This is a genomic window from Ferrovibrio sp. GW821-FHT12E11 (genome assembly GCF_058806975.1).
In genome coordinates this window covers 1,467,342-1,491,199 of sequence record NZ_JBXAQG010000001.1, presented here as the reverse complement: position 1 = coordinate 1,491,199, position 23,858 = coordinate 1,467,342, and the positions used below count along the sequence as shown (strand labels likewise).

Below are 23,858 nucleotides of genomic sequence, written 5' to 3'. Positions count from 1 at the left end.
GTCCTTCCAGGTGCCGGCGACGCCCTCCACGCGGGCCTGGCCACCGAGCTTGCCCTCGGTGCCGACTTCGCGGGCCACGCGGGTCACTTCCGAGGCAAACGAGCCGAGCTGGTCCACCATGGTGTTGATGGTGTTCTTGAGCTGAAGGATTTCGCCCTTCACGTCCACGGTGATCTTTTTGGACAGATCGCCCTTCGCCACCGCGGTGGTGACCTCGGCGATGTTACGCACCTGGCCGGTCAGGTTGGCGGCCATCAAGTTGACGTTGTCGGTGAGATCCTTCCAGGTGCCGGCGACGCCACGCACGCGGGCCTGGCCGCCGAGCTTGCCCTCGGTGCCGACCTCGCGCGCCACACGGGTCACTTCCGAGGCGAAGGAGCTGAGCTGCCCCACCATCGTATTCACAGTTTTGCCAATGCGCAGGAATTCGCCGCGAAGCGGGCGGCCATCGATTTCCAGCTGCATGGTTTGCGACAGATCGCCGCGCGCCACGCCACCGATCACGCGCGAGACTTCGACAGTGGGCTGTACCAGGTCGCCGATCATCGAATTGACTGAGGAGACGCAGGAATGCCAGCCACCGGTGGCGCCCGGCAGATCGCCACGCTGACTGATCTTTCCGTCCTTGCCGACTGCGGTGCCCAGCCGTTCAAACTCGCTTGCCATCATGGCATTCATCTGGACGACGTCGTTGAAGGCCGCGGCAATCTCGCCGTCGATCCCGGTCAGATCCTCGGCCAGGCGCACGGAGAAATCTCCGCGGCGAAAGGCGCGCAGGGCTGCCAGAAGGTTGCGCGCTTGCGGGTTGGGCAGGGTTGCTGTTTGCGACATGTCAGTCATCCAGGTGGGATCGGGCGGTGGAATCCCGAACACAGGAAACACAAGCGTCGAAGGCGTTGCATACAGTCACAGACGCTGTCGCGGCTAAGCAAGAAAGATTTCTCATTCGAGGGGCCATGCAACTTTCAATCCTGGTGATCGTCGCGGATATAAGCGCGGCGCTTGTGCGTCATGACAAAGAAACCCAGGCGGTCATGGTTGGCGTTTTTGTGCACACAGTATGCGGCCGGTGGAGGAGAATTCGATTGATAGCGGTCAATAATCGGCAGATTGTCCTGTCGGAGCGCGAGCTCACTGCGAATGCGCATAACCGAGGTACGCGCCATGGCTCTTAAACGCATTCTTTTCATCGATGATGAAATGCTCCTCCGCATGGCCTTGGTGCCAGGCCTGGAAGAGGCGGGATACGTGGTCGACGAGGCGAGTACCGGAAAGCGCGCCTTGGAAATCTTCCGTGATCGGTACACGGAGGTTTTCTGTGCGGTCATCGATATCGGCCTGCCCGATATGAAAGGCGACAGCCTGGTTGCGCAATTTCGTGCTCTGTCGCCCGGGCTGGGCGTGGTGCTGGCAACCGGATATGGCGATGTTGAACTGCGCAAAATTTTCGGCAGTGATCCGGGCGTGCATGTGATCGCCAAGCCGTATTTTACGGAAGAGTTGATTGCGGCGATCGAAGCTGTGGGGGCAATGCCGGGTCCGCCGCTGACCGCGGATGCCGAGGAAGCGGTCATCCGTCCGGCATGATGGCAGCGACGCGTGGCTGCCTGGCCGGCCATGCCAGTCCCGCGCTTTTCTTTAGCCCGCCTGTCTCTGGCCGGATATGCCATCCAAGCCTTCCCCCAAAAATCCGCGGAACTAGGAACGAGACTTGGCCGTAAGGGTTCCCAGGAAATTGGGAATTATTTTATGTATGTGATTCACATGAGAAATTCCGGCTCGGCCGGTCGGGTTACCGCGGTGGAATGGGGCTCGGCTGTTGAGCCGCGCGGGACAGCGGCCGGTCCGGCTAGGCACATCTGACCGGCCTTAACGTCTCCTGTCTCAAGATGCAAAAAAACCCGCCGGCGAGAGCCTGGCGGGCTTTGTTGCGATCAATGATACGGCGCGTATCAGCCGATCTTGTCTTTCAGGAAGGCCAGCGTGCGGCTGCGCGCCAAATCCGCAGCAGCGGCGTTATAGGAGCCGCGTTCGTCACAGTTGAAGCCGTGGCCGGCCTCGTAGACATGCACCGGCACGCCCGGATGAGCGGCCTTGAACTTCTCGACGGTTTCCATCGGGATCGACTGATCCTGATTGCCGAAATGCGCGAGCACGGGGCAGCGCGGCTTCTCGTCGAGCATGTTGCCGACGCCACCGCCATAATAGGCAACGGACGCCGAGAACAGATCAGTGCGGCAGGCCGCAGCCCAGGCCAGCGTGCCGCCCCAGCAGAAGCCGATGATGGCGACCTTGCCGGCGCTTTTGACATGCGTGGCGGCGGCGCCGATATCGAGCAGCGCCGTATCGATGCTTGACTGCTTCATCAGGGCGATGCCGGCGGTCATGCCGGCTTGGTCATAGGCCAGTTCGACATTCTTCTCGACGCGGTCGAACAGGGCCGGCGCAATGGCGAGATAGCCTTCGGCGGCGTAGCTGTCGGTAATATTACGGATGTGGTGGTTGACCCCGAAAATCTCCTGGCAGACCACGACGGCGCCCCGCGGCGTTCCGGCCGGCTTCGCGATATAGGCGGGAATTGTAGCGTTGTCGGCAGTCTTCAGGGAAACGAAATCGGTCATACGCGGGTCTCCTTAACCTTGCAGGACTTTGAGTGGGGTATCGGACTTGTGCTTTGCGCGCAGCACCGTGAGCGCCGAAGTCGCGGCATTCTCGATATGCTCCTTGCAGATCTTCCATGCGGCATCCGGATCGCGCGCCTTCAGGGCCGTGAGCAGGTTGCGGATTTCCACGATGGAATCCTTCGCCCGCTGCGGCAGCGACAGTGAAGTGGCGCGCAACTGCGACACGCGGATATGGATATTGCGCAGCATCTGGCCGGCGATCTCGTTGCCGGCGCCTTCGAGCAGGATGCGGTAGAAATCCGCCTTCGCGACCAGGAAGGCATTGGCGTCGAAATTCTCATAGACCTTGGCCAGGACCTCTACCGAGGCCTCCAGCGCGCGTAGCTGCGCATCGGTGGCGTTGGCGGCAAAGAGCCGCACCGCCAGTCCCTCCAGCACGGCACGCACCTGGTAGATCGATTCAGCCTGCTCGATGCTGACCACGGAAATGATCGGCCCCCGGTTGGGCACCACGGTGACGAGGCCTTCGGATTCGAGTTCGCGCAGCGCCTCACGGATCGATGTGCGGGACACGCCCATCAAGTCGCAGAGCTGACGCTCGATCAGGCGTTCGCCCGGGGCAAACCGTCCGGCGGCGATGGCTTCCCGCAGCCGCGCCGAGGTCATTTCACGGATGCTGGGGGAGGTCACTACTTTGAGGGATGTATCCACGGAGCGCTTCACTCTTCGATTGAGTTTTGTCGGCGGTGGCGTTGATAGATTGGGCGAGAAGTCTTTGCCATGACAAATTGGTTGACTCAGGAATAAAGATTGTATGACAGTATGTCAAGATTACAGTCATATGAAAGACAAGAGCGCCATGTCGAAATCCCCCCCGGATGCCCCGCGTGATCCCCTCTTCGAGCAGGGTTTACAACTACGCCGAGAAGTTCTTGGGGCTGAATACGTGGACGGATCGATGGCTGCGGCCAACGACTTCATGATGGCCTTCCAGGAGATCACCACGAAATGGTGCTGGGGCTACACTTGGGGGCGCGACGGGCTGGAGCGGAAGACCCGCAGCATGCTGAACCTGGCCATGCTGACGGCGCTGAACCGTCCGGCCGAGATCAGACTGCATGTCAGAGGGGCGATCGCCAATGGCGTGACGGTGGAAGAGATCAAGGAAATCCTCCTACACGCCACGGTCTATTGCGGCATTCCGGCCGGCCTGGATGCGTTCAAGGTCGCCAACCAGGTGCTGCAGGAAATGGGCGCGGTTCCCGCCGCGCCGAAGGCGTGATGGCCGTGCAGCGGCATGTCGAGATCGCCGGCGGCGGCATCGCCGGCTTGGCCGCCGGCATGATGCTGGCGCGCGCAGGCTGGAGCGTGCGCGTACATGAGCGCTCGTCCGAAATCCGTGAATCGGGCGCCGGCATCTATCTGCGCAACAACAGCCTGAATGTGCTGGACGAGTATAACCTGTTCGACCGCCTGGCCGTGCAGGGCACGCGACTGGAACGCAGCCTGTCGATCGACCGGGATGGCACGGTGCGCCAGAACGTGCCGGTGCCGAAGACGCAGCGCCTCTATGTCACACCGCGCCAAGCACTGGTGGATGTGCTGGCCTATGGCGCGCGTGAAGCCGGCGTCGAGGTTGTGCTGAATTCCGAGGCCGTCGCCGCCACGTCGGACGGCGAACTGGTCCTGAGCGATGGCAAACGCCTGCGTGCCGACCTGATCGTTGCCGCTGACGGCTTCAACTCGAAAATTCGCGATGGCCTGAATCTCGGAGCGCGACACCGGGAGCTGGATACGGCGGTTAATCGCCACTTCATTCCCAACCGCATCATCGCAGCGCGGCCGGAATCGATTCAGTACTGGTCGGGCAACCGGCGTATCGGCGTGTCGCCATCGGGCCCGGACCACACCTATGTCTTCACGGCCTTCCCGAACCGCAACCGTGCCGCCAAGGTACTGCCGATCGACTTGAATGACTGGGGGCGCGCCTTTCCACTGCTGCGCGACCAACTGCCGGTCATCGCGGCGGCACCGGTGACGCAATACCGCTATGTGCTGGTCGACTGCCCGCGCTGGTCCAGCGGCCTCGTCGCCATCATCGGCGATGCCGCCCATGGCCTGCCGCCCACGCTGGGGCAGGGCGCGGGCCTCGCCATCATGAATGCCAAGGCGCTGACCATCGCGCTGAGCGAAGAGGCAGATCCGCGCAGGGCGCTGCCTCATTGGGAACACAGCGTACGCTTCATCAGTGACCAGACGCAGAAATGGTCCTGCCGCTATGACTGGTTCACGCGCGGCTGGCCGACGCAGTTGGAGTTCCTGCGTCCGGCGATCTTCTGGGCGTTCAACAATTTTCCATCCTTGACCGAGCGCATGCGGGTGGCTGATCGCGGCCTCTCGCTGACGTCGCTCGATCCGAATGCGCGACTGGCCGGGTAAGGTATCATCGACATAAATATTGCCATCACTGAAGGGGACAGATCATGAGCAGGCTTGCATCCTTGTTATCGGCCGTATGTGCGGTCGCGATTACATTTACTGGCGTGGCGGCGGCCGCACAGGAGAAATCGACCTGGACCACCGTGCGTGAGCGCGGCACGCTGCGCATCGGCGTCGCCCAGGCCGAGCCCTATGCCTTCAAGGACCCGCTGACCAAGGAATGGGCCGGCATGGCTGTTTCCTATGGCCACAGCGTCGCCAAGGCGCTCAACGTCAAGCCTGAATTCGTCGAGGTGACCTGGGGCACCGCGGTTGCAGCGCTGCAATCGAACAAGATCGACATCATGCCGAACCTGAGCGTGACGCCCGAGCGCGCCGTCACCATCGAATACACCAACCAGCCGATCTCCTATTCGGCACTGTCAGTGCTGCTGCCCAAGGCTTCGAAGATCGAGAGCTGGGAAGAGCTGAACGACTCGAAGATCTCCATCGGCGTCAACCAGGGCTCCAGCCAAGACGGCTTTGTCAGTGAGCGCCTGCCCAAGGCCAAGATCCTACGTTTCGGTAGCTATGCCGAAGTGATCGCGGCCTACCAGAACGGCAACATCAATGCGGCGGCGATGTATTTCCCCACCCTGATCCTGCTGGCCGAGAAAGCTGGCGATGCCAAGGTGGTGATGCCCAAGCCGATCCAGAACCAGTTCTCCGACATCGGTCTGCGTCGCGAACCGGACAAGACGTTCCGTGACTGGTTGGCCACGGCGAACCTCTACTACTACAACTTGGGCAAGCCGCAGGAGTGGTATGAGGAATTCCTCAAGAGCCGTGGCGTGGATCCGAAAATCAGCCCGCCGATCCTGCGCGAACAGTGGAAGTAAGCTTGTCGCCAGGCGCCGCTCAATCGGCGGCGCCTGGCCGCAATACCTGCTAGTCTTGAGACAGATGCAATGAACTTCGTCTGGGATTTCTCTTCGGTCGTTCGGTACCAGGATCTGTTGTGGGTCGGGTTGGCCAATACGCTGCAGCTGACTGCGCTGGCTTATATTTTCGGCCTGCCGATCGGCGTCGCCCTGGCGCTCGCGCGTCTCTCTCGCATCCGCGTCGTCTCCATCGGTTTCGGCTTTATTATCGATTTCTTCCGCTGCACGCCGTCGTTGGTACAGCTCTTCTGGTTCTTTTTTGCCCTGCCGCGCATCATCGGCGTGCGGCTCGATCCCTTCGGCGCCGCACTGATCTGTCTGACCATCCTGTCCAGCGCCTTCGTGGCTGAAATCTTTCGCGGCGGCATCGCCTCGATCGAGCGCGGTCAATGGGAAGGCGCCCGCGCGCTCGGCATGAATTACGTGCAGATCATGGGACGGGTGATCCTGCCCCAGGCGGTCAAGCGCATGATCCCGGTTTTCCTGGAACGCGCCATCGAGCTGCTCAAGACCTCGACCATCGCAGCGGCGATCTCCTATCCCGATCTGCTGTTCCAGGCCAACGAGATTTCGCACCGCAGCTACCGGCCGCTGGAAGTCTTTACCACGGTTGCTCTGATCTTCCTCGTGGTGGTGACCATCGGCAGTCAGCTCACCCGCATGCTGGAGCGCCGCCTGGCGCGCAGCGGCGAATCGACAGTGCACTGAGGCGGCTATGAACGACCTTCTCCGCTACGCACCTGTATTCGCCGAAGGCCTCTGGGGCACGGTGCGCATCGCACTAGTCTGCCTTTGTGCCAGCCTGCCGGTCGGCCTCGTTATCGGCATGGGGCGCTATTCCCAGAAATGGTACTGGGCCATCCCCACGCGCATCTATGTCGAGGTCTTCCGCAATACGCCGGTTCTCGTCCTGATTATGTGGTTCTTCTTTGCCTTCCCGACGATCGCGCCCTTCGACGTGGATGCCTATACGGCGGCAACCCTGGCGCTGACTCTCAATTCCAGCGCCTTTTTCGCCGAAGTCTTCCGCGCCGGCATCCAGTCGATCTCACGCGGCCAATGGGATGCCGCGAAAGCGCTGGGCATGAGCTATCGCGGACAGATGCAGCGCATCATCCTACCGCAAGCAATCAAGCGCATGATCCCCGCCATCACCAATCGCTGGATCGAGTTGTTCAAGTTGACGTCGCTGGCTTCCGTGATCGCCTATCCAGACCTGATCCATACGGCCAAGTGGATTTCTAGCGCCTATTTCAATCCGGTGCAGATGTTCACCGTCGCGGCGCTGATCTATTTCGCGTTGATCTACCCGATGGTGCGCATGTTGTATTTTATCGAGCTGAAGCTCAAACGCAGCGAGTGAAAGAGATACCCGTATGAGCGAAGCGATCCGCATCGAAGGCCTGTCCAAGTCGTTCGGCGACCTTCAGGTCCTGAAGAATATCGACCTGACCGTGCAGAAGGGCGAGACCGTTGTCATTCTGGGTGCCAGCGGTTCGGGCAAGAGCACCATGCTCCGCTGCATCAACTTTCTGGAAATGCCTACCGGCGGACGGATCTACCTGAATGGCGGGCTGATTGGTACGCCGGCGAGCAAGGATGGTCAGGAGATGCTAACTTATCGGGATGCGGACCTGCAGAAGGTGCGTACATCAGTCGGTATGGTCTTCCAGCAGTTCAACCTGTTCCCTCATATGACCGTTCTGCAGAACGTCATGGAAGGTCAGGTCACGGTACTGAAGCGCGACAAGGCGCAGGCCGCTGAACGCGCCCAGACCCTGCTGGCCAAGGTTGGCCTCGCCGAGAAGGCAAAGGAATATCCGGCGCGCCTGTCCGGCGGCCAGCAGCAGCGTGTCGCCATCGCGCGCGCCCTGGCGATGGACCCGGATGCCATGCTGTTCGATGAAGTCACTTCGGCGCTCGATCCTGAGTTAGTGGGCGAAGTGCTGCGCGTAATGCGCTCACTGCGCGACGACGGTATGACCATGGTGATCGTCACCCATGAGCTGGGCTTTGCCTATCATGTCGCGGACCGGGTGATTTTCCTCAACCAGGGTGAAATCTACGAGCAGGGCCCGCCAGCCGAGGTGCTGGGCAAGCCGCAGCGCGAGAAGACCATCCAGTTCCTGCACGGCCATAACCAGTTCCGGCTGCCCTGATGGATCGGCGGTTGACGATTGGCGGTCTCGATTTTCGCTGCCGTGTCGAGGGGCAGGGCGAGCCTGTCCTGCTGCTGCACGGCGTCGGCAGTCATCTGGATGCCTGGGACGGTGTGGTGGTGGCACTGCCGGGCTGGCGGTTCGTCCGTTTTGACCAGCGAGGCCATGGTGAAAGCGACAAGCCGGAAGGCCCTTACAGTCTGGGCGATTTCGTCAATGATGCCCTCGGTGTCGTGGACCGGCTGGGTATTGGCCGTTTCCATCTGGCCGGCTTTTCGCTGGGCGGCCTGATCGCCCAGGCGATTGCGCTGCGCCACCCGGAACGCCTGCTCAGCCTTTCCCTGATCAGCACCGTGACCGGCCGCACGGAAGACGAGCGCCGGCGCGTCATGGAGCGGTTGGCCCTGGTCGAGCAGGGCATTCCCGGGGCGCATTTTCGGGAGTCGGTTATCCGCTGGTTCACTGATGAATTCGTCCGCGCCAATCCGGCGCTGATCGACGCCTATGCTACGCGCAATGCGCAGAACGATCCGCGCGCCTATGCCGCGGCCTATCGCGTGCTGGCGGAATCCGACCTGGCCGACGAACTGCACACCATCACGCTGCCGACCCTGGTAATGACCGGCGAGCAGGATCTTGGCTCGAATCCGCGCATGTCCCGCCTGATGCACGAACGGATCGCCGGCTCGGAGCTGCAGATTCTGCCGGGTCTGCGCCATTCGATTCTGGTCGAGGCTCCCGGCCAGGTGGCGGCGCATCTGAAAACCTTCCTCAGCAAACATGGATTGACGTCATGACCTTCCGGATCAAGAAGATCGCTATTTACAAGGAACGCCTCCATGTCGAGGGTGGTCGTGACCTGCCGAAGCCGATCACCCTGGTCGGTGCCGCCGCCGTGATCGAAAACCCCTGGTTCGGCAGCTTTGTGGACGATCTGCGTCCGCATCAGCTCGATGGCTGTGCTCATATCGGCCGTGTGTTGTCCGAGGAAGTGCTGCGTGAAACCGACGGTGAGCCGCTGGAAGCCTATGGCAAGGCGGCCGTGGTCGGCCTGTCGGGTGAGATCGAGCATGCCGCGGCTATCATCCACAACCTGCGTTTCGGCAACGAATATCGCAAGGCTGCGAATGCCCTGAGCTTTTTGTCATTCGCCAACAAGCGCGGGCCAGCCGGATGCTCGATCCAGATCCCGATGAAGCATCTGCACGAGATTGGCACTCGCTCGCATTTCATCACGCTGGAGATGTTCATTCCGGATGCGCCTAATGCCGATGAGATTGTCGTCGCCCTTGGCGGCTCGACCGGCGGGCGGCCGCATGCCCGCATCGGCGATCGCGAGCAGGATCGCAAGGAGCTGGGCAGCGACGCTCTGGTCTGACCGGGCGAAGCTGTCGAAACCACCTCGGTCTTGTGGAGCGGCGAACGCTCTACGAGATCGAGCCCTCGGACCATCCGGATGATTTCGTGGTCAGGTCGGAAATTCCTGACGTGACCGTGGGGCGTCCTGCCGGGGCTTACCGCATGAAGGGATGCTGGCTTCAGGCAGCTTGCCAAAGACAGAGTGTTGGCACTGGGCGAGACTCTTTCCGATAAGGCATTGTATTTCAATAATAAATAGCACAGTGGAGTGCATCGAGCGGGCCGGGTTCGGGCCCCAATCTGAAGAACGGGGAGGCAGAATCCCCTGTAGCCAAATGCAGAAACCTGCCGGCGGAATCCTGGCATCTTTTTTCGTTCAGGGCGTGAACGAAGACTGTGATTTTCCCCTCAATTTTGTTATAGCTGCACCCCATTGCATGGCAGTCCTGCCAGCATGGTTTAGATGCGCTTGGCGGTGGTTTTCACCCCGGCTGTGGTAACGTTGGCTGCGGCTGCATACCCATCGGACAACTTGGTCCATCATCTGCTGCGCGGATGAGATGCGAACGCTGCCGCGACCTCCCGCCATACAGGCATCCAACCCATGCTCCCCGAACGGTCTGCGCGCCCTGGGGCGTATACGACCTAATGTCGGGAGGCAGCCATGTACGATCCGCGTGCGAGTGCAGAGTCTGGGGGATGTAGGGTATGAGGGCCGTGGCGCTAACTGTGGTTTATATGGGGGACTCGATCACCGAAGGACAGTATGTGGACCCTGCTCTGCGGTGGACGGACATCCTGTCGGCCCGGCTGACGAGGGAGTACCTGGAAACACCGGTCAATCTCCTGCTGGTCAACAGGGGGATTTCTGGCGAGACCACCCGCCAGGGGCTGGAGCGCTACAGCATGTCGGTGCAGGGCTTCACGCCCGAGGTGATGACGCTGCAGTTCGGTCTGAACGACTGCAACTGCTGGGTCAGCGATCGCGGTTTGCCGCGGGTGTCGCCCGATGCCTATCGGGCCAATCTTGTCGAGATGATCGACCGTGCACGGCGGTTCGACGCGAAACACATCATTCTTTCCACCAATCATCCAACCCTGCGCGAGAAAATCCTGCTCTCGGGCGATTCGCTCGAGGATCGGCGCAAGCGCTACAACGATATCGTGCGCGACGTTGCGCGTGGGACCGACGTGACGCTTTGTGACATCGAGGCAGGGTTTTCGCATCTCGCGCGCCCGGAACTGGAAGCCATGCTTCTGCCCTATCCCGACCACCTGCATCTCAGTCCGGCGGGCCATGAGCTGTATGCCGAATTGATGTATCCCCATTTGCGCGATGCGATCCGCGCCGTAATCAACTGATCTGCGAAAGATGGAACGATGACGAAATCAAATACCGACCTGCATTGGGATGACCGCGCTGTCCAGGAGCGCGACGACGCAAAGGTTAATATTGGCGATACGGCCCAGCGCGAGGTTGAGCTGCATTATATCCTGCCGCATTTGCGGCCCGAAGACCGGTTGCTTGAGGTCGGTTGCGGCAACGGCTATATCACCGACCGTCTGCGGCGCTTGGTCCGTCATGTCGATGCCTTCGATTATGCCGGAAACATGATCGAGCGTGCCAAACGGCTGTATGGCGAGACCAACAATCGTTTTTTCCATGACAACATCCTTCAGCCCGGGCAATTCGCCGGACCGTATGACGCCATCCTGTGCGTACGTGTCCTGATCAACCTGCGGAACCTTGCCGAGCAGCAACAGGCCGTGCGTAACATGGCCGCGGCACTACGGCCCGGTGGGCGTCTGATCCTGGCGGAAGGCTATCAGGATGGCTTCGAGGCCCTGAATACGCTGCGTAGCGGTGCCGGTCTGCCGGCGCTGGAACCGGCGGCGATCAACTATTACAGCCGCAAGGCCGAGTTGATGCCGGCGATCGAAGCGTTGTTCGCGGTAGAGGCGACGTTCCATAGCGGCATGTTTGACGTGCTGACCCGTGTGGCTTATCCGGCAGCGGTCGGGCATCAGAATGCGCAGACATCGGATTTCCATGATCGTATCCTTGCGCTTGCGACCAAGCTGAACACAGTCGATTTCCAGCCTTATGGCCGGATCCAGGGACTGGTCCTGGTCAAGCGGTGACGCCGCAGGCGCCAGGCAGCCAAGTGGTTCGGCGGGCGCGCGTCCGAAAATGATGTCAGACCTGTTCGTCCGGCCGTTCCGGAAAATCTATCAGAGTCGGCATCTGCTCGGCGGCACGACGTTGACTGAACTCCGTTCCCTGTACGCCGGCTCCGTTCTGGGCATCGCCTGGGTCTTTCTCGGGCCGCTGTTCCTGCTCGCCCTCTATGCCATCGTTTACGGGGCGATTTTTCAGGTGCGGCCACCATCCATGTCGATCGGACAGTACATCCTCTACGTTCTGTCCGGTCTGGTATCCTTCATGGCCTTCGCGGCGAGCCTGACAGCAGGGTCGACCGCGCTGATCCGCAACCGGCAGGTTCTGCTCAATACGGCATATCCGCCAGAGCTGGTGGCAATTCGCACGACGCTGGTCCAGTCCTTTCCCATCGCGACCGGACTGCTCTGCACGATTGTCGCGTTGATCTTTGTCGGCACCGCGAGATGGACTTTGGCACTGGTGCCGCTGGTGGTGATCTTCCAGGTGATGTTCACCTGCGGCCTGGTCCTGATCCTCTCGCTGGTTACCCTGGTGCTGCGCGACATTCAGCATGTCTTGCAGTATGTGACCTTCGCCCTGCTGATCGTCACGCCGATCGGCTATGACCGTGCCATGGTTCCGGCGGCGATCGAATGGGTGATGTATGTCAATCCGCTGTACTATTACGTCACCGCCTATCAGGACCTGATTGTCTTCGGCCAGCTTCCGTCGGTGCCTGTCATGGTCATCGGGTCTGTCGGCAGCGTGCTTTGCTATGTTTTGGCCTTCGGACTGTTCGAGCGTGTCAAACAGGTCTTTTTCGAATATGCCTGACCGCCGTCTGGCCATTCAATGCACGGATGTCCGCAAGGACTACAAGCTTTATTCCGGGCCCGGCGAGATGGCGCTGGAGCGCCTGGGTCTCGGTTCTCTGCTGCGCTGGCGTCGTGGCGGGTCGATCCCGGTCTACGAAGCTCTGCGTGGTGTCGATCTGGAAATCCACCGTGGCGAGCGCGTCGGCATCGTCGGGCAGAATGGCGCCGGCAAGACCACGTTGCTCAACCTGATAACCGGCCGCGCCACGGGGAATTTTTCACCCACCAGCGGGCGCATTCAGATCAATGGCCATGTGCAGGCGCTGATGCATGCCGGGCTGGGATTCCATCAGGAGGCCACGGGCCTGGAGAATGCCCGCGCCGCTCTGGCCTATAACGGCCTCGCGGCGGCCGACCTGCAGCGGGCGCTGGAAGATGTGGTGGAGTTTGCCGAGCTTGGCGACTTCCTCACGCAGCCATTCTCCACCTATTCGGCTGGTATGGCCGCCCGGCTCCAGTTCGCGGTGTCGACGGCGGTGCAGCCGGATATCCTGGTGATCGACGAGATTCTGGGGGCGGGAGATGCGTATTTCTCCATCAAATCCGCGCATCGTTTGCGCAAACTGGCTGACAGCGGCTGCACGCTCATGCTGGTTTCGCATTCCCTCACGCATATCCTGCAATTCTGTGAACGGGCGATCTGGCTGAAGGATGGCGCGGTCAAGATGGATGGCCCGGCTGCCGATGTCATGACGGCCTACGAGGCCGCCATGGAGCATGCCGCTCATAGCGGCAATGCAGCGGATGATGCGGACTATCAAGAGAGCGTGCTCGACGATGGCCGCCGGGTGCATCGCTGGCCCGGCCAGACCGGTGTGAAAATCCGCCGTATCGACCTGTTGTCCGATGGAAAGCCGCAAACCCGGTTCAACATGGGCGCGTCGCTCGAAATCACTTTCGAACTCGAAGTGGAAAAGGCGGCCGTCTTCGGCTGTCGCTACATGATTACCGCGTGGACAGAAAAAGGTCGCCGCGTGGCGCGGATAGAATGTGAACCGGACAGATTCGAGGGGCAGGTGGGAGGACGGCGCACAATTAGACTCGTGCTGCCGGAACTGCTGCTGGGAGGCGGAACATATCTCCTCACCTTTTCGGTCTATGATCAGTTGAACTATTCGACGACCAGCGGCGGACATGAATGCCGATACGACGTCATATCCAAGGGTGTAGAACTGGAGGTGCTGTCAGCAGGCGATCAGACACCGGTCATATTCAGGCAGCCTGCGTCGTGGTCGATTCTCAGTGAGGCTTAGCGTGTTTTGGGTGATCGTAGATAGACTGGCAAGTCGTCCTGCTTGGCATGGCCTTCTGATTAGGGCGGCGGCCTGCCTGAATGGCGTTGGCATAGGGCTGATTGCACGAGCCAGAATGATCGTGCAGACGATCAACCGCCGGCTCACCGACGAAAATTCGGATCGGTTTATCAGTGAGCTACCGGCGCTGCACGGGAGAATTGCCGATATTCTCAAGCGGCAGCAACGGGAGTATCCGCATCATGCCTATTTCCACGGATATCCGTACCAGTCTCTCGGAATTCTCGGCATTTTCGGCGAGCGTGCGACCGAAGAACGCTTCGATCATTACGGTCTCTCCGACCTGATCGGGGCGAATGACACGGTTCTTGATGTCGGCTGCAATTGCGGCTTCATGGCGATCCTGACGGCATACCGCACGGGATGCAAAGCTGTCGGGATAGATATCAATCCGTATATGATCGAGATCGGCCATGAAGCGGCGGCTTTTCTGCGCCTGAGTGACCGTATTGATCTGGTTGCCGCGCGTTTCCAGGATTTTGGCGCTGGTCGGAAATTTTCTGTTGTATTTTCTTTTGCCACGCACTGGACAGACGACGGAAATTATCGCGTCGCTCTTTCGGAGCATTTTGAGCGTATCGCGGCACTTCTTTCCGATAACGGCTTGCTTGTATTCGAGACTCATTGCGCGGATGTTGGGCAGGAAAGCTTTTACAGAGCCATGGATGAAGCGCGTAGCATCTTCGATTTTGACGGCTACAGACAGACTGATAACGGCACGCGCGAACTGTATCTCATGCGCAAGCGGTCATCTTGAAGCGCGCTGTATTTGTTGATGGCATTCAACGTTTGCGCAGCCTCGGCACGCCCTGGTTTCGGCGTCGCCGGTTCGACATCCTGTTCTACGCACAGTCCTGGATCGATGAGACCTGGATGCGGTCAACGATTCTGGAATGCCGTCAGCGCGGACTTGCTTGCGGGATCGTTTCCGACGGGCCGGCGGATCGTCATGGCGGTCAGCTGCTGACGGATGCCGGCGTGTCGGTCATCGAAAGTGCCGATGGCGGAATGCGTCAGTGGCTGCGGGCTCCGGTCATGGTCTCGGCATCCAGCGGCGTACGGCGGGACGCGTTTTCGGATGAAGTCGGCCTGCGGGTCCATATGCCGCATTCGATCGTCAGTCTGCACATGATTTATGCCGAAGACAGTTTCGATGGCTTCGACGTGCTCTTTGCCGTCGGCCCGCATCATGTCCGAGAGTTCGACGCGCTGTCGGCGCAGCGCGGACTGGTCGGCCGCCACAGTTACGCGATTGGTTACGGTAAAGCGGATCTGCTGCCCGATGGCGATGGCGCCGCGACAGCAGGCGCCGACCCGCATGTTCTGGTGGCGCCGTCATGGGGGCCAAACGGCCTTCTGCCGCAGGTCGGCCGTGCGTTGATCGCCGCTTTGCTGGGGGCAGGCATGCGTGTCACCTTGCGCCCGCATCCGCTTCATATCCTGGGCGGCGATCCGGCATTTGCCGATATCCGGGACGCCTATGGCGGGCATCCGTCCTTCACGGAAGAATCCCCTGACGTCGCCCCGGAATCGATGCGGACGGCCGACATCCTGATCACGGACTATTCCGGAACGGCATTCGAATTCGCGCTGTCCCGACACCGTCCGGTGATCTTCGTTGACGTTCCCAAGAAAGTTATGAACCCGGCATGGGAAAGCCTGGGCGTGACCCCTGTCGAAGTCGGTTTGCGCGACCGCATCGGGATGATCGTACCGCCCGAAGCAGATGCCGTCGTGGCCGCCGTCAGGCAGGCCTGCATGGAGGCAGGGCCCTGGCGCCAGCGTATTGCCGATGTCATCGGTCAGTTCCTGTTCCGCCGGCAGGGATGCGCGGTGGTTGCGGCAGACGCCCTTGAAGGGTTTCTGCGGGACGCGCAGCGTCAGGCGGTGGGCCGTTGAGCGAGGTGTGTGCCATTGTCCTGGCTGCCGGTTTCGGATCTCGTCTGCAGCCGATGACCACGGATCGTCCGAAATCGATGGTCCCGCTGGTTGGACGCACCCTGCTTGACCGGCAGATCGAGGTTTTCCAGGCCTGCGGTGTGCGGGATATGGCCATTGTGGTTGGCCACGGTGCCACTGCGGTGACCGACAACCGCCTGCGCCGATTCCATAATCCCGACTATCACGCGACAAATATGGTGGCCTCACTGATGTGTGCCCGGGAGCTGTTTGACGGGAGCCGGGATATCGTCGTCAGTTACGGGGACATCGCTTATGAGCGCCGCGTGCTGAATGCGGTGCTCGACGGCAGGTATGCGATCTCTGTGGCCGTCGACCGGGGCTGGCGCCGCCTCTGGGATCTCCGGATGGAAGACCCGCTTGCCGATGCCGAGACCATGCGGCTTTCTGTCGACGGCCATATTCTTGAGCTTGGCAAAAAGCCGACGTCGTTGGCTGAGATCGAGGGCCAGTATATGGGACTATTCCGTATCGGCGCGGCGGTGGCCCCGGCGGTGCGTGCATTTCACGACTCCCTGGATCGCGACCGCCTCTACGATGGCCGCGATGTGCCAAACATGTTCATGACGTCCTTCCTCCAGGCCCTGATCGACGCCCGTTTCGATGTTGGCGCCGCCCTGGTGGGGAATGGCTGGCTTGAAATCGATACCCTCTCCGATCTCGAGCGCTATGAGGCCCTGGCGGCGGACGGGCGATTGGCTGAGTATTATGACGATCGCCTTTGATTCTGACGGCCTTGCCGGCTGGCGCGCCGATCTGCCGGCACCGCGGAGTCTCGATGGTACATTTTCCGTCGAGCCATACCTGGCTGCGCTCGATCCGGCCCGGCTTGGCGACCCTGCCGTCAGGCAGGTGCTGGAGGTCCTGCGCCGCAAGGTTGAGATTGCGCGGCGTCTGGCTGCGCATTACCAGCCCGATATGCGCCGGCCCCATGGCGACGCAGTCATTGCTCCGGCTTATGCTAGGTATCTGTGCATGCTGTATCTGGCGATTGCCGAACAGGACCGTGACTGGCGATCCCTGAATACGGCACTGAAAATGCTGGGTGGAATTCTTCCGGAGCCATTACCTGCCAGCGCGCCGCTGGAAGTTTGGGCTGAACGGCTCCTCGAGACGATGCGGCTCCCCGATGCGTGATCTTGCCCTCACGGTGGTGGCGGCCCGGCATTGCTCGACCAGCCGCACCTATCTCACATATTTGAGACAGGCCGGCCTGCGGCCAAAGAAGGTCATCCTTGTCGATTTTGTCTGGAACGATGGCCGCTTTTCCAGATTGCAAAAATGGCTGGGGCGTGATTTCGCGTGGCGGCTCACCCGTCGCGGGCGCGCATCCTGGCCGCCCTACTCGGCACGGTTCGCGGCCTTGTGCACGCTGGTGCAACGAGACGTGCCGTTGCCCATAGATTACTTTGCAGCCTTCGATTACGCCGCGCATGCGGAGGCGGTCGAGAGCTTTGTGGCAAACGATTATGACGATCCGGGCCTGCATGCGCTGCTGCGCCGGCAGAACAACCGGGTCTTCCTTTATACCGACGGCGGTCGCGTACCGGCTGCACTGCTGGACGATCCACGGCTTGTTTTCCTGCATATTCATCCCGGCGTCGTCCCCTATGTGCGGGGATCCGATGGCCTGCTGTGGTCTCTGTTGCTTCGCGGTCGGCCAGGCGCCAGCTGTTTTTACATGGACGCCGGTATCGACACCGGCCGGCTGATCCGGACGCGCGAATTCGAGCGTCCGCGGTTTCCAGGTCTCGCGGCGGCCCTGGACGAGGATTTCGCAGCGGCTTATCGAGCCCTGCTATACGCCTATGACCCCCATCTGCGGGCACAGCTTTTTACAGATGTCATGCGCGACAGCGTGAATGACGATTTAAGCCGGCTGCGGGCAACAGTGCAGCCTGCGGAAGGAGCTTTGTCCTTCACGGCCATGCATCCGCGCCTTCAGGCCCGCGTCATGCGAAAGCTCGATCCGTGAGTGCGGTGTCAAAGATTTCCACCGGCGTCGCCGGCACTGGCGGGGTGCAGCGCCACCGTCTGGTGGTGCTGGGTGCAGGCAAGCCGCTGGCGGGGACTGCGCCGAGCGCTCTACGGCTTGTCGATCGCGGGCGCAAGGTTCTGGATTGGATCCTGAGTGCTTTCTCGCAGACCACCACGGATGTCACCTTCGTCGGCGGCTACGACATGAATGACGTTGTCGCGACCTACCCGGATATCCGGTTCGTTGTGAATGCGGCCTGGGCGCAAACGGGAGCGACGGGATCCCTGATGGCGTCAGCGCCGGAACCCGACGGCGACCTGTATGTCTGCTACAGCGATATCGTATTCCGGCCGGAACTGGTGGCACGCATGGCGGATCAGCCCGGCGATACGGTTCTCATTGCTGTCGACCGACACCAGGCCGCGGATGCAGCCGAGCGAAAGCGTATGCAGCGTTCCGGTCGCGAAACCGTGACTGTAGCCGATGATCGGGTGGCAGTTGCGAATGCCGATGGAGTGGTTGCTGAGTTCATCGGCCTGATCCGTATGCCGGCTTCGGTGGTCGCGTTGCTGCCCGAGCTGATGGCGACGGGGGGTACAGAGTTGCGCCGGCAGCATCTGTCCGGTCTTGTCGTAGCACTCGTGCGCCGTGGTATTGCGGTGGTGACGGTGGATGCTCATGGGCAGTGGTCGGACCTTGAGGATGACCGGGCGTTGACCCATTTCGCATTCGGCAGCAAGGCCGATACGCTGGACCGTCTCAGCGGACGTCTGAAGCACGCCTTGGTACCGAAGCAGGTGAGTTTTACGGTGCATCGCTGGCGGGATGAACCGGAAAGGGTTGTCGCAGAACTTCTGCCGGCCCTTGGCGAGGGTCTGCTGGCGGTTCGTTCCAGCGCTATGACGGAGGATGGCTTCACGCAAAGCAATGCCGGCCGGTTTGAAACAGCGCTGAACGTGAAGCCCGGGCTGGCTGAAGTGCAGCGGGCAGTCGACCAGGTCATCGCATCCTATGGTGATGATCGTGGCGATCACCAGGTTTTCGTTCAGCCGATGATCCCCGATATCGCCTGGAGCGGTGTGCTGCTGACGCGCACCGGCCAGGTTGGCGGGCCATATATCACGGTGGCATGGTCTGCCGACGGGACAGATGGGGTGACGGCCGGCAAGGCAGGGGACCAGCGGACCTTTGTCATTCATCGCGACCGCCGTCACGTTCCGGCATCTGCACCGGCTGGCTTGATCGCCCTGCTGGATGCGGCCAGCGAAATCGAATACCTCAGCGACAATGACGCTCTCGATATCGAGTTTGCTGTCGATATTGCGCAGCGGGTTCATATCCTGCAGGTGCGGCCGCTGGTGCTGCAGCATGAGCGGACCGGAGCCACCGATGGCGAAGTCGCGACGGCCCTTGAGAATGCGCAGGTGCGGTTGCGTGCCCTGTCAGTCTCATCTGGTGCCTTGCTGGGACAGCGCGCTATCTGGGGGCAGATGCCAGACTGGAATCCGGCCGAGATTGTCGGCGCGCGCCCCAGCCGCTTGGCCTGCAGTCTTTACTCCCATCTGATTTGCGATGAAGTATGGGCGACCCAGCGTGCCGAATACGGGTATCGGGATCTGCGCCCTTATCCGCTATTGAGGGTGTTTGCCGGGCATGCCTATGTCGATGTCAGGGCGAGTTTCAATTCCTTCGTGCCAGCTGCGCTAGATCGCACCGCAGCTACATGGCTGGTTGATGCCTATCTGGAACGCCTGGCAGCAAGCCCCGAGTTGCACGACAAAGTGGAGTTTGAAGTTGCGCTGACCTGTTGGTCTTTCGACCTGGATGATCGTTTTGCTGCCTTGAATGGACCGGGACAGCATGGCGGTGCGATCCTGGATGCTTTACGCCCATGTTTGGCCGAGATCACGCGAAACGGCATTGCGCGGCTTTCCGGTGATCTCGAACAGTCGGCACGGTTCGAACGGGAGATGCAGCCACTGCTGAGGACTGAACGACCGTCTCTCGATGTCGCGATCCGATTGATCGAATTGTGCCGCCGGAACGGTACCCTGCCGTTTGCGCATCTCGCCCGCGGCGCCTTTGTGGCAATGAGCTTGCTGCGGTCCGCGGTGCGGACTGGGCTGGTGCGGGCGGGAAGCGCCGAGGCTTTCCTGCGGTCCATTCGCACGGTCAGCCATGACTTCGTCGACGATGCGTGCGCCGTGCGGGATGGCAGGCTGTCTTTCGACACCCTGGTGGCGCGCTACGGCCATCTGCGACCGGGAACCTATGACGTGACGTCGTTACGTTATGCCGATCAGCCAGAGCTTTTCCTGCGGCCGATGGTCGAGCGGGCGACTCCGGCCGCAGAGGAGCTGTTTGACTGGAGCGACGACGAAATGCGGGGGCTTCTCAAGGGCCTCGAAGCGGCCGGCATCGAGCTGGATGCCGGCGCCCTGGACAGCTTCCTGCGTGGCGCCATCGAGGGGCGCGAATGGGCGAAATTCGTCTTCACCCGGTCGCTGTCGCGGGCACTGGACGGCATGGTGGAATGGGGTCGCGGTATCGGCCTGTCGCGCACCAATCTTGCGCATCTGACTTTTTCGGACCTGGTCGCAATTGCGCAGGGCACTTTGCCGGGCACGCTGTCCGGGCTGCGAGCGCGGCTGGACGAGGGGGCGGCGGCGGCCCATCTGTCTGAGATGATCGCACTGCCACCGCTGCTTCTGCAGGACAGCGACATTTACGGGTTCGAGCATCCTGTAACGGAACCAAATTACATTACGCAGCATGCCGTCATTGCTCCACCAGTCGTTGTTGATAATCCCGTTGGCAATGAAAGCCTCGCGGGCCGCATTGTTCTGATTCCACGGGCTGATCCGGGCTTCGACTGGTTGTTCAGCCAGTCGATTGCGGGTCTGGTGACCGCTTACGGGGGAGCCAACTCGCATATGGCCATACGTGCTGCCGAGTTCGGCCTCCCGGCGGCCATCGGAGTCGGTGAACAGCGGTTCCGCTTGCTGCAGACCGCGCGGTTGATCGATCTGGATTGCCGGGAGCGGCGCCTGCGCGCGCTGGAAGTGACGTGAGCCGCAGGCTTCGCATCGGACTGACCCAGCGGGTTGACGAGATCGCCGGGTATCACGAGCGTCGCGATGCGTTAGACCAGAACTGGGGGCGGTTGATCGCGGCACTGGGTCATATACCGATGCCGCTGTGCAATGCACTGGACGATCCGCAAGGCTATGTCAGTGCCATGGCGCCCGATGCATTCGTGTTGACCGGAGGAAACGACGTGGCTCGCCTGCCTGACGCGGTCAAGGCGGCGCCCGAACGTGATCGCCTGGAGGAGGCGGTCATTGACCATGCCCGCCGTAATCGCCTGCCGCTCATGGCGACCTGTCGCGGCCTGCAGATGCTCAACCTGGCCTTGGGCGGCCGCCTCGTACGGGTATCCGGTCATGTGGGGGAGGAACATGGCCTGACCCGCATGGTGAATGGTATAGCTGAAGTGAACAGCTTTCATGACTGGGCCATACCGGCCGATGGGCTGGCTCCAGAACTTGCAGTTGTTGCTGCGGCACCGGATGGAACAATCGAGGCCGTGCACCACCGACAGCTCCCCTGGATGGGAGTCATGTGGCACCCCGAGCGCCGAATCGCAGAGCCGGCGCGGCAGGTGGCTCTTGTTGCCGCCGTGATTGAAGGGCGCTGGCAGAATGAGGGGGGCGTATGACCGCCGCACCCGCTATCTGGTGCGAGAATGTTCGCAAGGTCTATCGGCTTTACAACAGTGCTCTAGACATGATGCTTGATCGCATTGGCCTCGGACGGATCGTGCGCTGGCGGCGCGGTGGGTGGCCGCGGGAATTCGAGGCCTTACAGGGTATCAACCTGGAGATCCGGCGCGGAGAGCGCGTCGGCATTATTGGCCGGAATGGGGCAGGCAAGACGACGCTGCTTAAACTGCTGGTCGGTTCGGCGACCGGTAACCTGCGGCCGAATGCCGGTTCCATCAAGGTCGATGGCACCATTCAGCCGCTGATGCAGATCGGGGCCGGATTCCATCCGGACCTGAGCGGTTTCGAGAATGCCCGGGCCGCATTGATGCAGAGCGGCCTCTATGGTCGGGCGCTGCAGGTAGCCCTCGATGGTGTGACGGCGTTTGTCGAACTCGGTGATTTCCTCGGCCGGCCTGTGAAAACCTACTCTCTCGGCATGGAAATGCGGTTGCAGTTCGCCGTTGCGACCGCAGTCAGCCCGGAGATTCTCATTATCGACGAAATTCTTGGCGCCGGGGATGCCTATTTTCTGGCGAAGTCGGCGGAACGCATGCAGCAGTTGGCGTTTTCTGGCTGCACCCTGCTACTGGTATCCCACTCTGCCGAGCAGATCCTCCAGTATTGCGAACGGGCAATCTGGCTGCGAGATGGTATGGTTGCCATGGATGGCAAAGCTGAACTGGTTGTGGCGGCGTATAACAGTTTCTCTTCTGCTCTGGCGGGAGCTGAGGATGGTGCCATGCCGTCGGTGGGTGCCGGACGGGTTGCGGTTGTTCCACAGGTGCGACGTTTCACGCCCGAGCCGCCAGCGCATACAAGAACTGCATTTATCGACGGCATTCTGGCGCATGCCGAAGGCGTCGAGACCGATTCCACAGTGTCGGTCACTTTACCATCCGGACGCCACGCCCTGCGGCGCAGCGTGCGCGGCGGCGCAAAGGTGACCGATGTGCGGATATCCGCATGCAGTGATGTTCAGGATATTCTGCGGGTTGGCGATCCGGTGCGCCTGGAGGTGGATATTGCCTTCGAGGTTCAGGGCCCCGCTAAACTATGCTGCGTGGTGGAATTGTATACGCTGGCAGCAGACAGGGTGACGCGCCTGACAAGCCCGGCCATCAGCCGCCCTGTCAAAGGCGAGACAGTCTGTGCCATACTCGACATTCCGTTGCCCCTGCTAGGTGGTCGCGAATATCTGGGGACGGTCTCGCTTGTACCGGCGGAGACTGTCGGCGACAAATCTGCGGCTTATGACATGCTTTCACAGGTCGTCTATCTGCCAGTTGCTTCTGCCAACGATGCTGACCCGCCGCTATTCCATCATTCCGGGGACTGGTTCTTCGGCGATGCCCGGGCATCGGTCCCGGCGAGAATCAGTTCAGTCCAGTAGTGCGCGGAAAGGGCAATACGACGTGAACGATAATAGTTTTACCTGTGTCGAATGCGATTGCGGGGATCTGCGGAATATCAAAACCTATAAGCGCATCTGGCATATCTGTCCTGAATGCGGCGCAGCCTTTCCCCGACAACGGGACCGGTACCCGTTGTCATTTCTGCCGGTTCCAGAGTTCAAGCGTCAACCGCAGGACGAGCAATCGATATATGATTACTTCGTGCAGCCGGCCAATATTGCGCTTTCCACGTCCCTGGTTCAGGGATTCATCGACCAATACATCGTTCCGCATGGGATCTCATTCGCTGGACAGCGAGTGCTTGACGTGTCCGGTGGGAACGGGCATTTCGCGAAGGGGATCGAGGCGCTGGGGGCGTCGGTCGTCCTGACGGAAATCAATCGCCTTGCCATCGAATATGCCCGCAAAACACACGGCTTCGACGTGCATGAGTTCAACTTCAATCGCGATCGCCTTCCCGAGATTGTCGACGGTGATTTCGATATTGTGATGCTGCGTGCCGCAATCATGTTCTGCCGTAACCTTCCGCAGCTGGCGGCTGATCTGGCTCGGGTCACGAAACCGTCCGGCCTGGTGATCGTCAACCATAGCGTCATTCCGACACTTGGGGTCATGCTGCGTGTTCAGCTTGACGAGTATAGCTATTATGCGTTGCGACAGCCCGAGAGCGTTATCCGGCATTTCGAGAAGCACGGATTTTCCCTGGTCGCTCGCAATGACGAGATCGATCCAACGCTTTATATCTGCGACTACGATCTGAAGGACTCCTGGCTGCTGGCCAGGGTTCTGTATGAGTTACCGGCGGCGCGTAAAATGCGTGCATTACGTCAGTTTGCTTTTCCCGCGCGCGACCGGCGTCGCTCTACCATGATATTCCGCAAGATCTGACGCATCC

The 23,858-nt window shown here is 60.8% G+C and carries 26 protein-coding genes; 22 read left to right on the top strand and 4 right to left on the bottom strand.

The window, feature by feature from the left end; all coding sequences use genetic code 11:
• Window positions 1-831: HAMP domain-containing protein (locus AC1ROT_RS07340; protein WP_492998094.1), on the bottom strand; the 831-nt coding region annotated here is incomplete at its 3' end.
• Between the two features lie 134 nt (window positions 832-965).
• Complete coding sequence (locus AC1ROT_RS07335; protein ID WP_492998092.1) at window positions 966-1,166, bottom strand: hypothetical protein; 201 nt, start codon at window positions 1,164-1,166, stop codon at window positions 966-968.
• Between AC1ROT_RS07335 and AC1ROT_RS07330 the strand changes: the two genes are divergently transcribed.
• A complete protein-coding gene (locus AC1ROT_RS07330) occupies window positions 1,165-1,587 on the top strand; it encodes a response regulator transcription factor (RefSeq protein ID WP_492998091.1) in 423 nt (140 codons plus the stop codon). The two genes, AC1ROT_RS07335 and AC1ROT_RS07330, sit on opposite strands and share 2 nt — an antisense overlap.
• A 365-nt stretch (window positions 1,588-1,952) precedes the next feature.
• Here the strand turns inward: AC1ROT_RS07330 and AC1ROT_RS07325 are convergent, their stop codons facing one another.
• Entirely contained in the window at window positions 1,953-2,621 is a 669-nt protein-coding gene (locus AC1ROT_RS07325) for a dienelactone hydrolase family protein (protein WP_492998090.1), read from the bottom strand.
• Between the two features lie 12 nt (window positions 2,622-2,633).
• A complete protein-coding gene (locus AC1ROT_RS07320) occupies window positions 2,634-3,314 on the bottom strand; it encodes a GntR family transcriptional regulator (RefSeq protein WP_492998088.1) in 681 nt (226 codons plus the stop codon).
• Window positions 3,315-3,465: 151 nt separating this feature from the next.
• Between AC1ROT_RS07320 and AC1ROT_RS07315 the strand changes: the two genes are divergently transcribed.
• The 21 genes from AC1ROT_RS07315 (at window position 3,466) to AC1ROT_RS07215 (ending at window position 23,851) form a co-directional block, all read left to right on the top strand.
• On the top strand, window positions 3,466-3,906 hold the full coding sequence (locus tag AC1ROT_RS07315) for a carboxymuconolactone decarboxylase family protein (RefSeq protein ID WP_492998086.1): 441 nt from the start codon (window positions 3,466-3,468) through the stop codon (window positions 3,904-3,906).
• Window positions 3,906-5,063 (top strand): FAD-dependent oxidoreductase, encoded by a 1,158-nt coding sequence (locus tag AC1ROT_RS07310; RefSeq protein WP_492998084.1) that lies wholly within the window; start codon window positions 3,906-3,908, stop codon window positions 5,061-5,063. The genes AC1ROT_RS07315 and AC1ROT_RS07310 overlap by 1 nt, the downstream gene beginning before the upstream one ends.
• Before the next feature lie 104 nt (window positions 5,064-5,167).
• Entirely contained in the window at window positions 5,168-5,941 is a 774-nt protein-coding gene (locus AC1ROT_RS07305; RefSeq protein WP_492998082.1) for a transporter substrate-binding domain-containing protein, read from the top strand.
• A gap of 69 nt (window positions 5,942-6,010) precedes the next feature.
• On the top strand, window positions 6,011-6,691 hold the full coding sequence (locus AC1ROT_RS07300) for an amino acid ABC transporter permease (RefSeq protein ID WP_492972026.1): 681 nt from the start codon (window positions 6,011-6,013) through the stop codon (window positions 6,689-6,691).
• A 7-nt stretch (window positions 6,692-6,698) separates the two neighbouring features.
• Window positions 6,699-7,346, top strand: coding sequence for an amino acid ABC transporter permease (locus tag AC1ROT_RS07295; RefSeq protein ID WP_492998080.1), 648 nt, complete (start codon window positions 6,699-6,701; stop codon window positions 7,344-7,346).
• Window positions 7,347-7,359: 13 nt separating this feature from the next.
• Entirely contained in the window at window positions 7,360-8,142 is a 783-nt protein-coding gene (locus AC1ROT_RS07290) for an amino acid ABC transporter ATP-binding protein (protein WP_492998078.1), read from the top strand.
• Window positions 8,142-8,939, top strand: coding sequence for an alpha/beta fold hydrolase (locus AC1ROT_RS07285; protein WP_492998076.1), 798 nt, complete (start codon window positions 8,142-8,144; stop codon window positions 8,937-8,939). Before AC1ROT_RS07290 ends, AC1ROT_RS07285 begins: the two co-directional genes overlap by 1 nt.
• Window positions 8,936-9,520: an amino acid synthesis family protein gene (locus tag AC1ROT_RS07280; protein ID WP_492998074.1), complete on the top strand. Its 585-nt coding sequence runs from the start codon at window positions 8,936-8,938 to the stop codon at window positions 9,518-9,520. The genes AC1ROT_RS07285 and AC1ROT_RS07280 overlap by 4 nt, the downstream gene beginning before the upstream one ends.
• A gap of 689 nt (window positions 9,521-10,209) precedes the next feature.
• Window positions 10,210-10,863 (top strand): SGNH/GDSL hydrolase family protein, encoded by a 654-nt coding sequence (locus tag AC1ROT_RS07275; protein WP_492998072.1) that lies wholly within the window; start codon window positions 10,210-10,212, stop codon window positions 10,861-10,863.
• Window positions 10,864-10,881: 18 nt separating this feature from the next.
• Complete coding sequence (locus AC1ROT_RS07270; protein WP_492998071.1) at window positions 10,882-11,643, top strand: class I SAM-dependent methyltransferase; 762 nt, start codon at window positions 10,882-10,884, stop codon at window positions 11,641-11,643.
• Between the two features lie 49 nt (window positions 11,644-11,692).
• A complete protein-coding gene (locus tag AC1ROT_RS07265) occupies window positions 11,693-12,496 on the top strand; it encodes an ABC transporter permease (RefSeq protein ID WP_492998070.1) in 804 nt (267 codons plus the stop codon).
• The gene (locus AC1ROT_RS07260; protein WP_492998068.1) at window positions 12,489-13,790 is read left to right on the top strand and encodes an ABC transporter ATP-binding protein; all 1,302 of its coding nucleotides are present in this window, start codon (window positions 12,489-12,491) and stop codon (window positions 13,788-13,790) included. Before AC1ROT_RS07265 ends, AC1ROT_RS07260 begins: the two co-directional genes overlap by 8 nt.
• Before the next feature lie 115 nt (window positions 13,791-13,905).
• Window positions 13,906-14,607, top strand: a complete 702-nt coding sequence (locus AC1ROT_RS07255) for an SAM-dependent methyltransferase (RefSeq protein WP_492998066.1) — start codon at window positions 13,906-13,908, stop codon at window positions 14,605-14,607.
• Entirely contained in the window at window positions 14,604-15,749 is a 1,146-nt protein-coding gene (locus tag AC1ROT_RS07250) for a CDP-glycerol glycerophosphotransferase family protein (RefSeq protein ID WP_492998065.1), read from the top strand. Before AC1ROT_RS07255 ends, AC1ROT_RS07250 begins: the two co-directional genes overlap by 4 nt.
• Window positions 15,750-15,754: 5 nt before the next feature.
• Window positions 15,755-16,534 (top strand): phosphocholine cytidylyltransferase family protein, encoded by a 780-nt coding sequence (locus AC1ROT_RS07245; RefSeq protein ID WP_493001135.1) that lies wholly within the window; start codon window positions 15,755-15,757, stop codon window positions 16,532-16,534.
• Entirely contained in the window at window positions 16,518-16,946 is a 429-nt protein-coding gene (locus AC1ROT_RS07240; RefSeq protein WP_492998064.1) for a hypothetical protein, read from the top strand. Before AC1ROT_RS07245 ends, AC1ROT_RS07240 begins: the two co-directional genes overlap by 17 nt.
• A complete protein-coding gene (locus AC1ROT_RS07235; protein WP_492998063.1) occupies window positions 16,939-17,784 on the top strand; it encodes a formyl transferase in 846 nt (281 codons plus the stop codon). Before AC1ROT_RS07240 ends, AC1ROT_RS07235 begins: the two co-directional genes overlap by 8 nt.
• Window positions 17,781-20,858, top strand: coding sequence for a PEP/pyruvate-binding domain-containing protein (locus tag AC1ROT_RS07230; RefSeq protein WP_492998062.1), 3,078 nt, complete (start codon window positions 17,781-17,783; stop codon window positions 20,856-20,858). The genes AC1ROT_RS07235 and AC1ROT_RS07230 overlap by 4 nt, the downstream gene beginning before the upstream one ends.
• Entirely contained in the window at window positions 20,855-21,505 is a 651-nt protein-coding gene (locus AC1ROT_RS07225) for a gamma-glutamyl-gamma-aminobutyrate hydrolase family protein (RefSeq protein ID WP_492998060.1), read from the top strand. The genes AC1ROT_RS07230 and AC1ROT_RS07225 overlap by 4 nt, the downstream gene beginning before the upstream one ends.
• Window positions 21,502-22,941, top strand: coding sequence for an ABC transporter ATP-binding protein (locus AC1ROT_RS07220; RefSeq protein WP_492998058.1), 1,440 nt, complete (start codon window positions 21,502-21,504; stop codon window positions 22,939-22,941). The genes AC1ROT_RS07225 and AC1ROT_RS07220 overlap by 4 nt, the downstream gene beginning before the upstream one ends.
• Window positions 22,942-22,963: 22 nt before the next feature.
• Window positions 22,964-23,851: a class I SAM-dependent methyltransferase gene (locus tag AC1ROT_RS07215; protein ID WP_492998057.1), complete on the top strand. Its 888-nt coding sequence runs from the start codon at window positions 22,964-22,966 to the stop codon at window positions 23,849-23,851.
• The last annotated feature ends 7 nt before the right edge of the window (window positions 23,852-23,858 follow it).

What these genes read in the sequence shown, in the direction of transcription:
- AC1ROT_RS07330 (WP_492998091.1), top strand. Translation starts at nt 1,165, where the DNA reads ATGGCTCTTAAACGCATTCTTTTCATCGATGATGAAATGCTCCTCCGC.
- AC1ROT_RS07335 (WP_492998092.1), bottom strand. Translation starts at nt 1,166, where the DNA reads ATGGCGCGTACCTCGGTTATGCGCATTCGCAGTGAGCTCGCGCTCCGA.
- AC1ROT_RS07325 (WP_492998090.1), bottom strand. Translation starts at nt 2,621, where the DNA reads ATGACCGATTTCGTTTCCCTGAAGACTGCCGACAACGCTACAATTCCC.
- AC1ROT_RS07315 (WP_492998086.1), top strand. Translation starts at nt 3,466, where the DNA reads ATGAAAGACAAGAGCGCCATGTCGAAATCCCCCCCGGATGCCCCGCGT.
- AC1ROT_RS07310 (WP_492998084.1), top strand. Translation starts at nt 3,906, where the DNA reads ATGGCCGTGCAGCGGCATGTCGAGATCGCCGGCGGCGGCATCGCCGGC.
- AC1ROT_RS07300 (WP_492972026.1), top strand. Translation starts at nt 6,011, where the DNA reads ATGAACTTCGTCTGGGATTTCTCTTCGGTCGTTCGGTACCAGGATCTG.
- AC1ROT_RS07295 (WP_492998080.1), top strand. Translation starts at nt 6,699, where the DNA reads ATGAACGACCTTCTCCGCTACGCACCTGTATTCGCCGAAGGCCTCTGG.
- AC1ROT_RS07290 (WP_492998078.1), top strand. Translation starts at nt 7,360, where the DNA reads ATGAGCGAAGCGATCCGCATCGAAGGCCTGTCCAAGTCGTTCGGCGAC.
- AC1ROT_RS07285 (WP_492998076.1), top strand. Translation starts at nt 8,142, where the DNA reads ATGGATCGGCGGTTGACGATTGGCGGTCTCGATTTTCGCTGCCGTGTC.
- AC1ROT_RS07280 (WP_492998074.1), top strand. Translation starts at nt 8,936, where the DNA reads ATGACCTTCCGGATCAAGAAGATCGCTATTTACAAGGAACGCCTCCAT.
- AC1ROT_RS07275 (WP_492998072.1), top strand. Translation starts at nt 10,210, where the DNA reads ATGAGGGCCGTGGCGCTAACTGTGGTTTATATGGGGGACTCGATCACC.
- AC1ROT_RS07270 (WP_492998071.1), top strand. Translation starts at nt 10,882, where the DNA reads ATGACGAAATCAAATACCGACCTGCATTGGGATGACCGCGCTGTCCAG.
- AC1ROT_RS07265 (WP_492998070.1), top strand. Translation starts at nt 11,693, where the DNA reads ATGATGTCAGACCTGTTCGTCCGGCCGTTCCGGAAAATCTATCAGAGT.
- AC1ROT_RS07260 (WP_492998068.1), top strand. Translation starts at nt 12,489, where the DNA reads ATGCCTGACCGCCGTCTGGCCATTCAATGCACGGATGTCCGCAAGGAC.
- AC1ROT_RS07255 (WP_492998066.1), top strand. Translation starts at nt 13,906, where the DNA reads ATGATCGTGCAGACGATCAACCGCCGGCTCACCGACGAAAATTCGGAT.
- AC1ROT_RS07240 (WP_492998064.1), top strand. Translation starts at nt 16,518, where the DNA reads ATGACGATCGCCTTTGATTCTGACGGCCTTGCCGGCTGGCGCGCCGAT.
- AC1ROT_RS07235 (WP_492998063.1), top strand. Translation starts at nt 16,939, where the DNA reads ATGCGTGATCTTGCCCTCACGGTGGTGGCGGCCCGGCATTGCTCGACC.
- AC1ROT_RS07220 (WP_492998058.1), top strand. Translation starts at nt 21,502, where the DNA reads ATGACCGCCGCACCCGCTATCTGGTGCGAGAATGTTCGCAAGGTCTAT.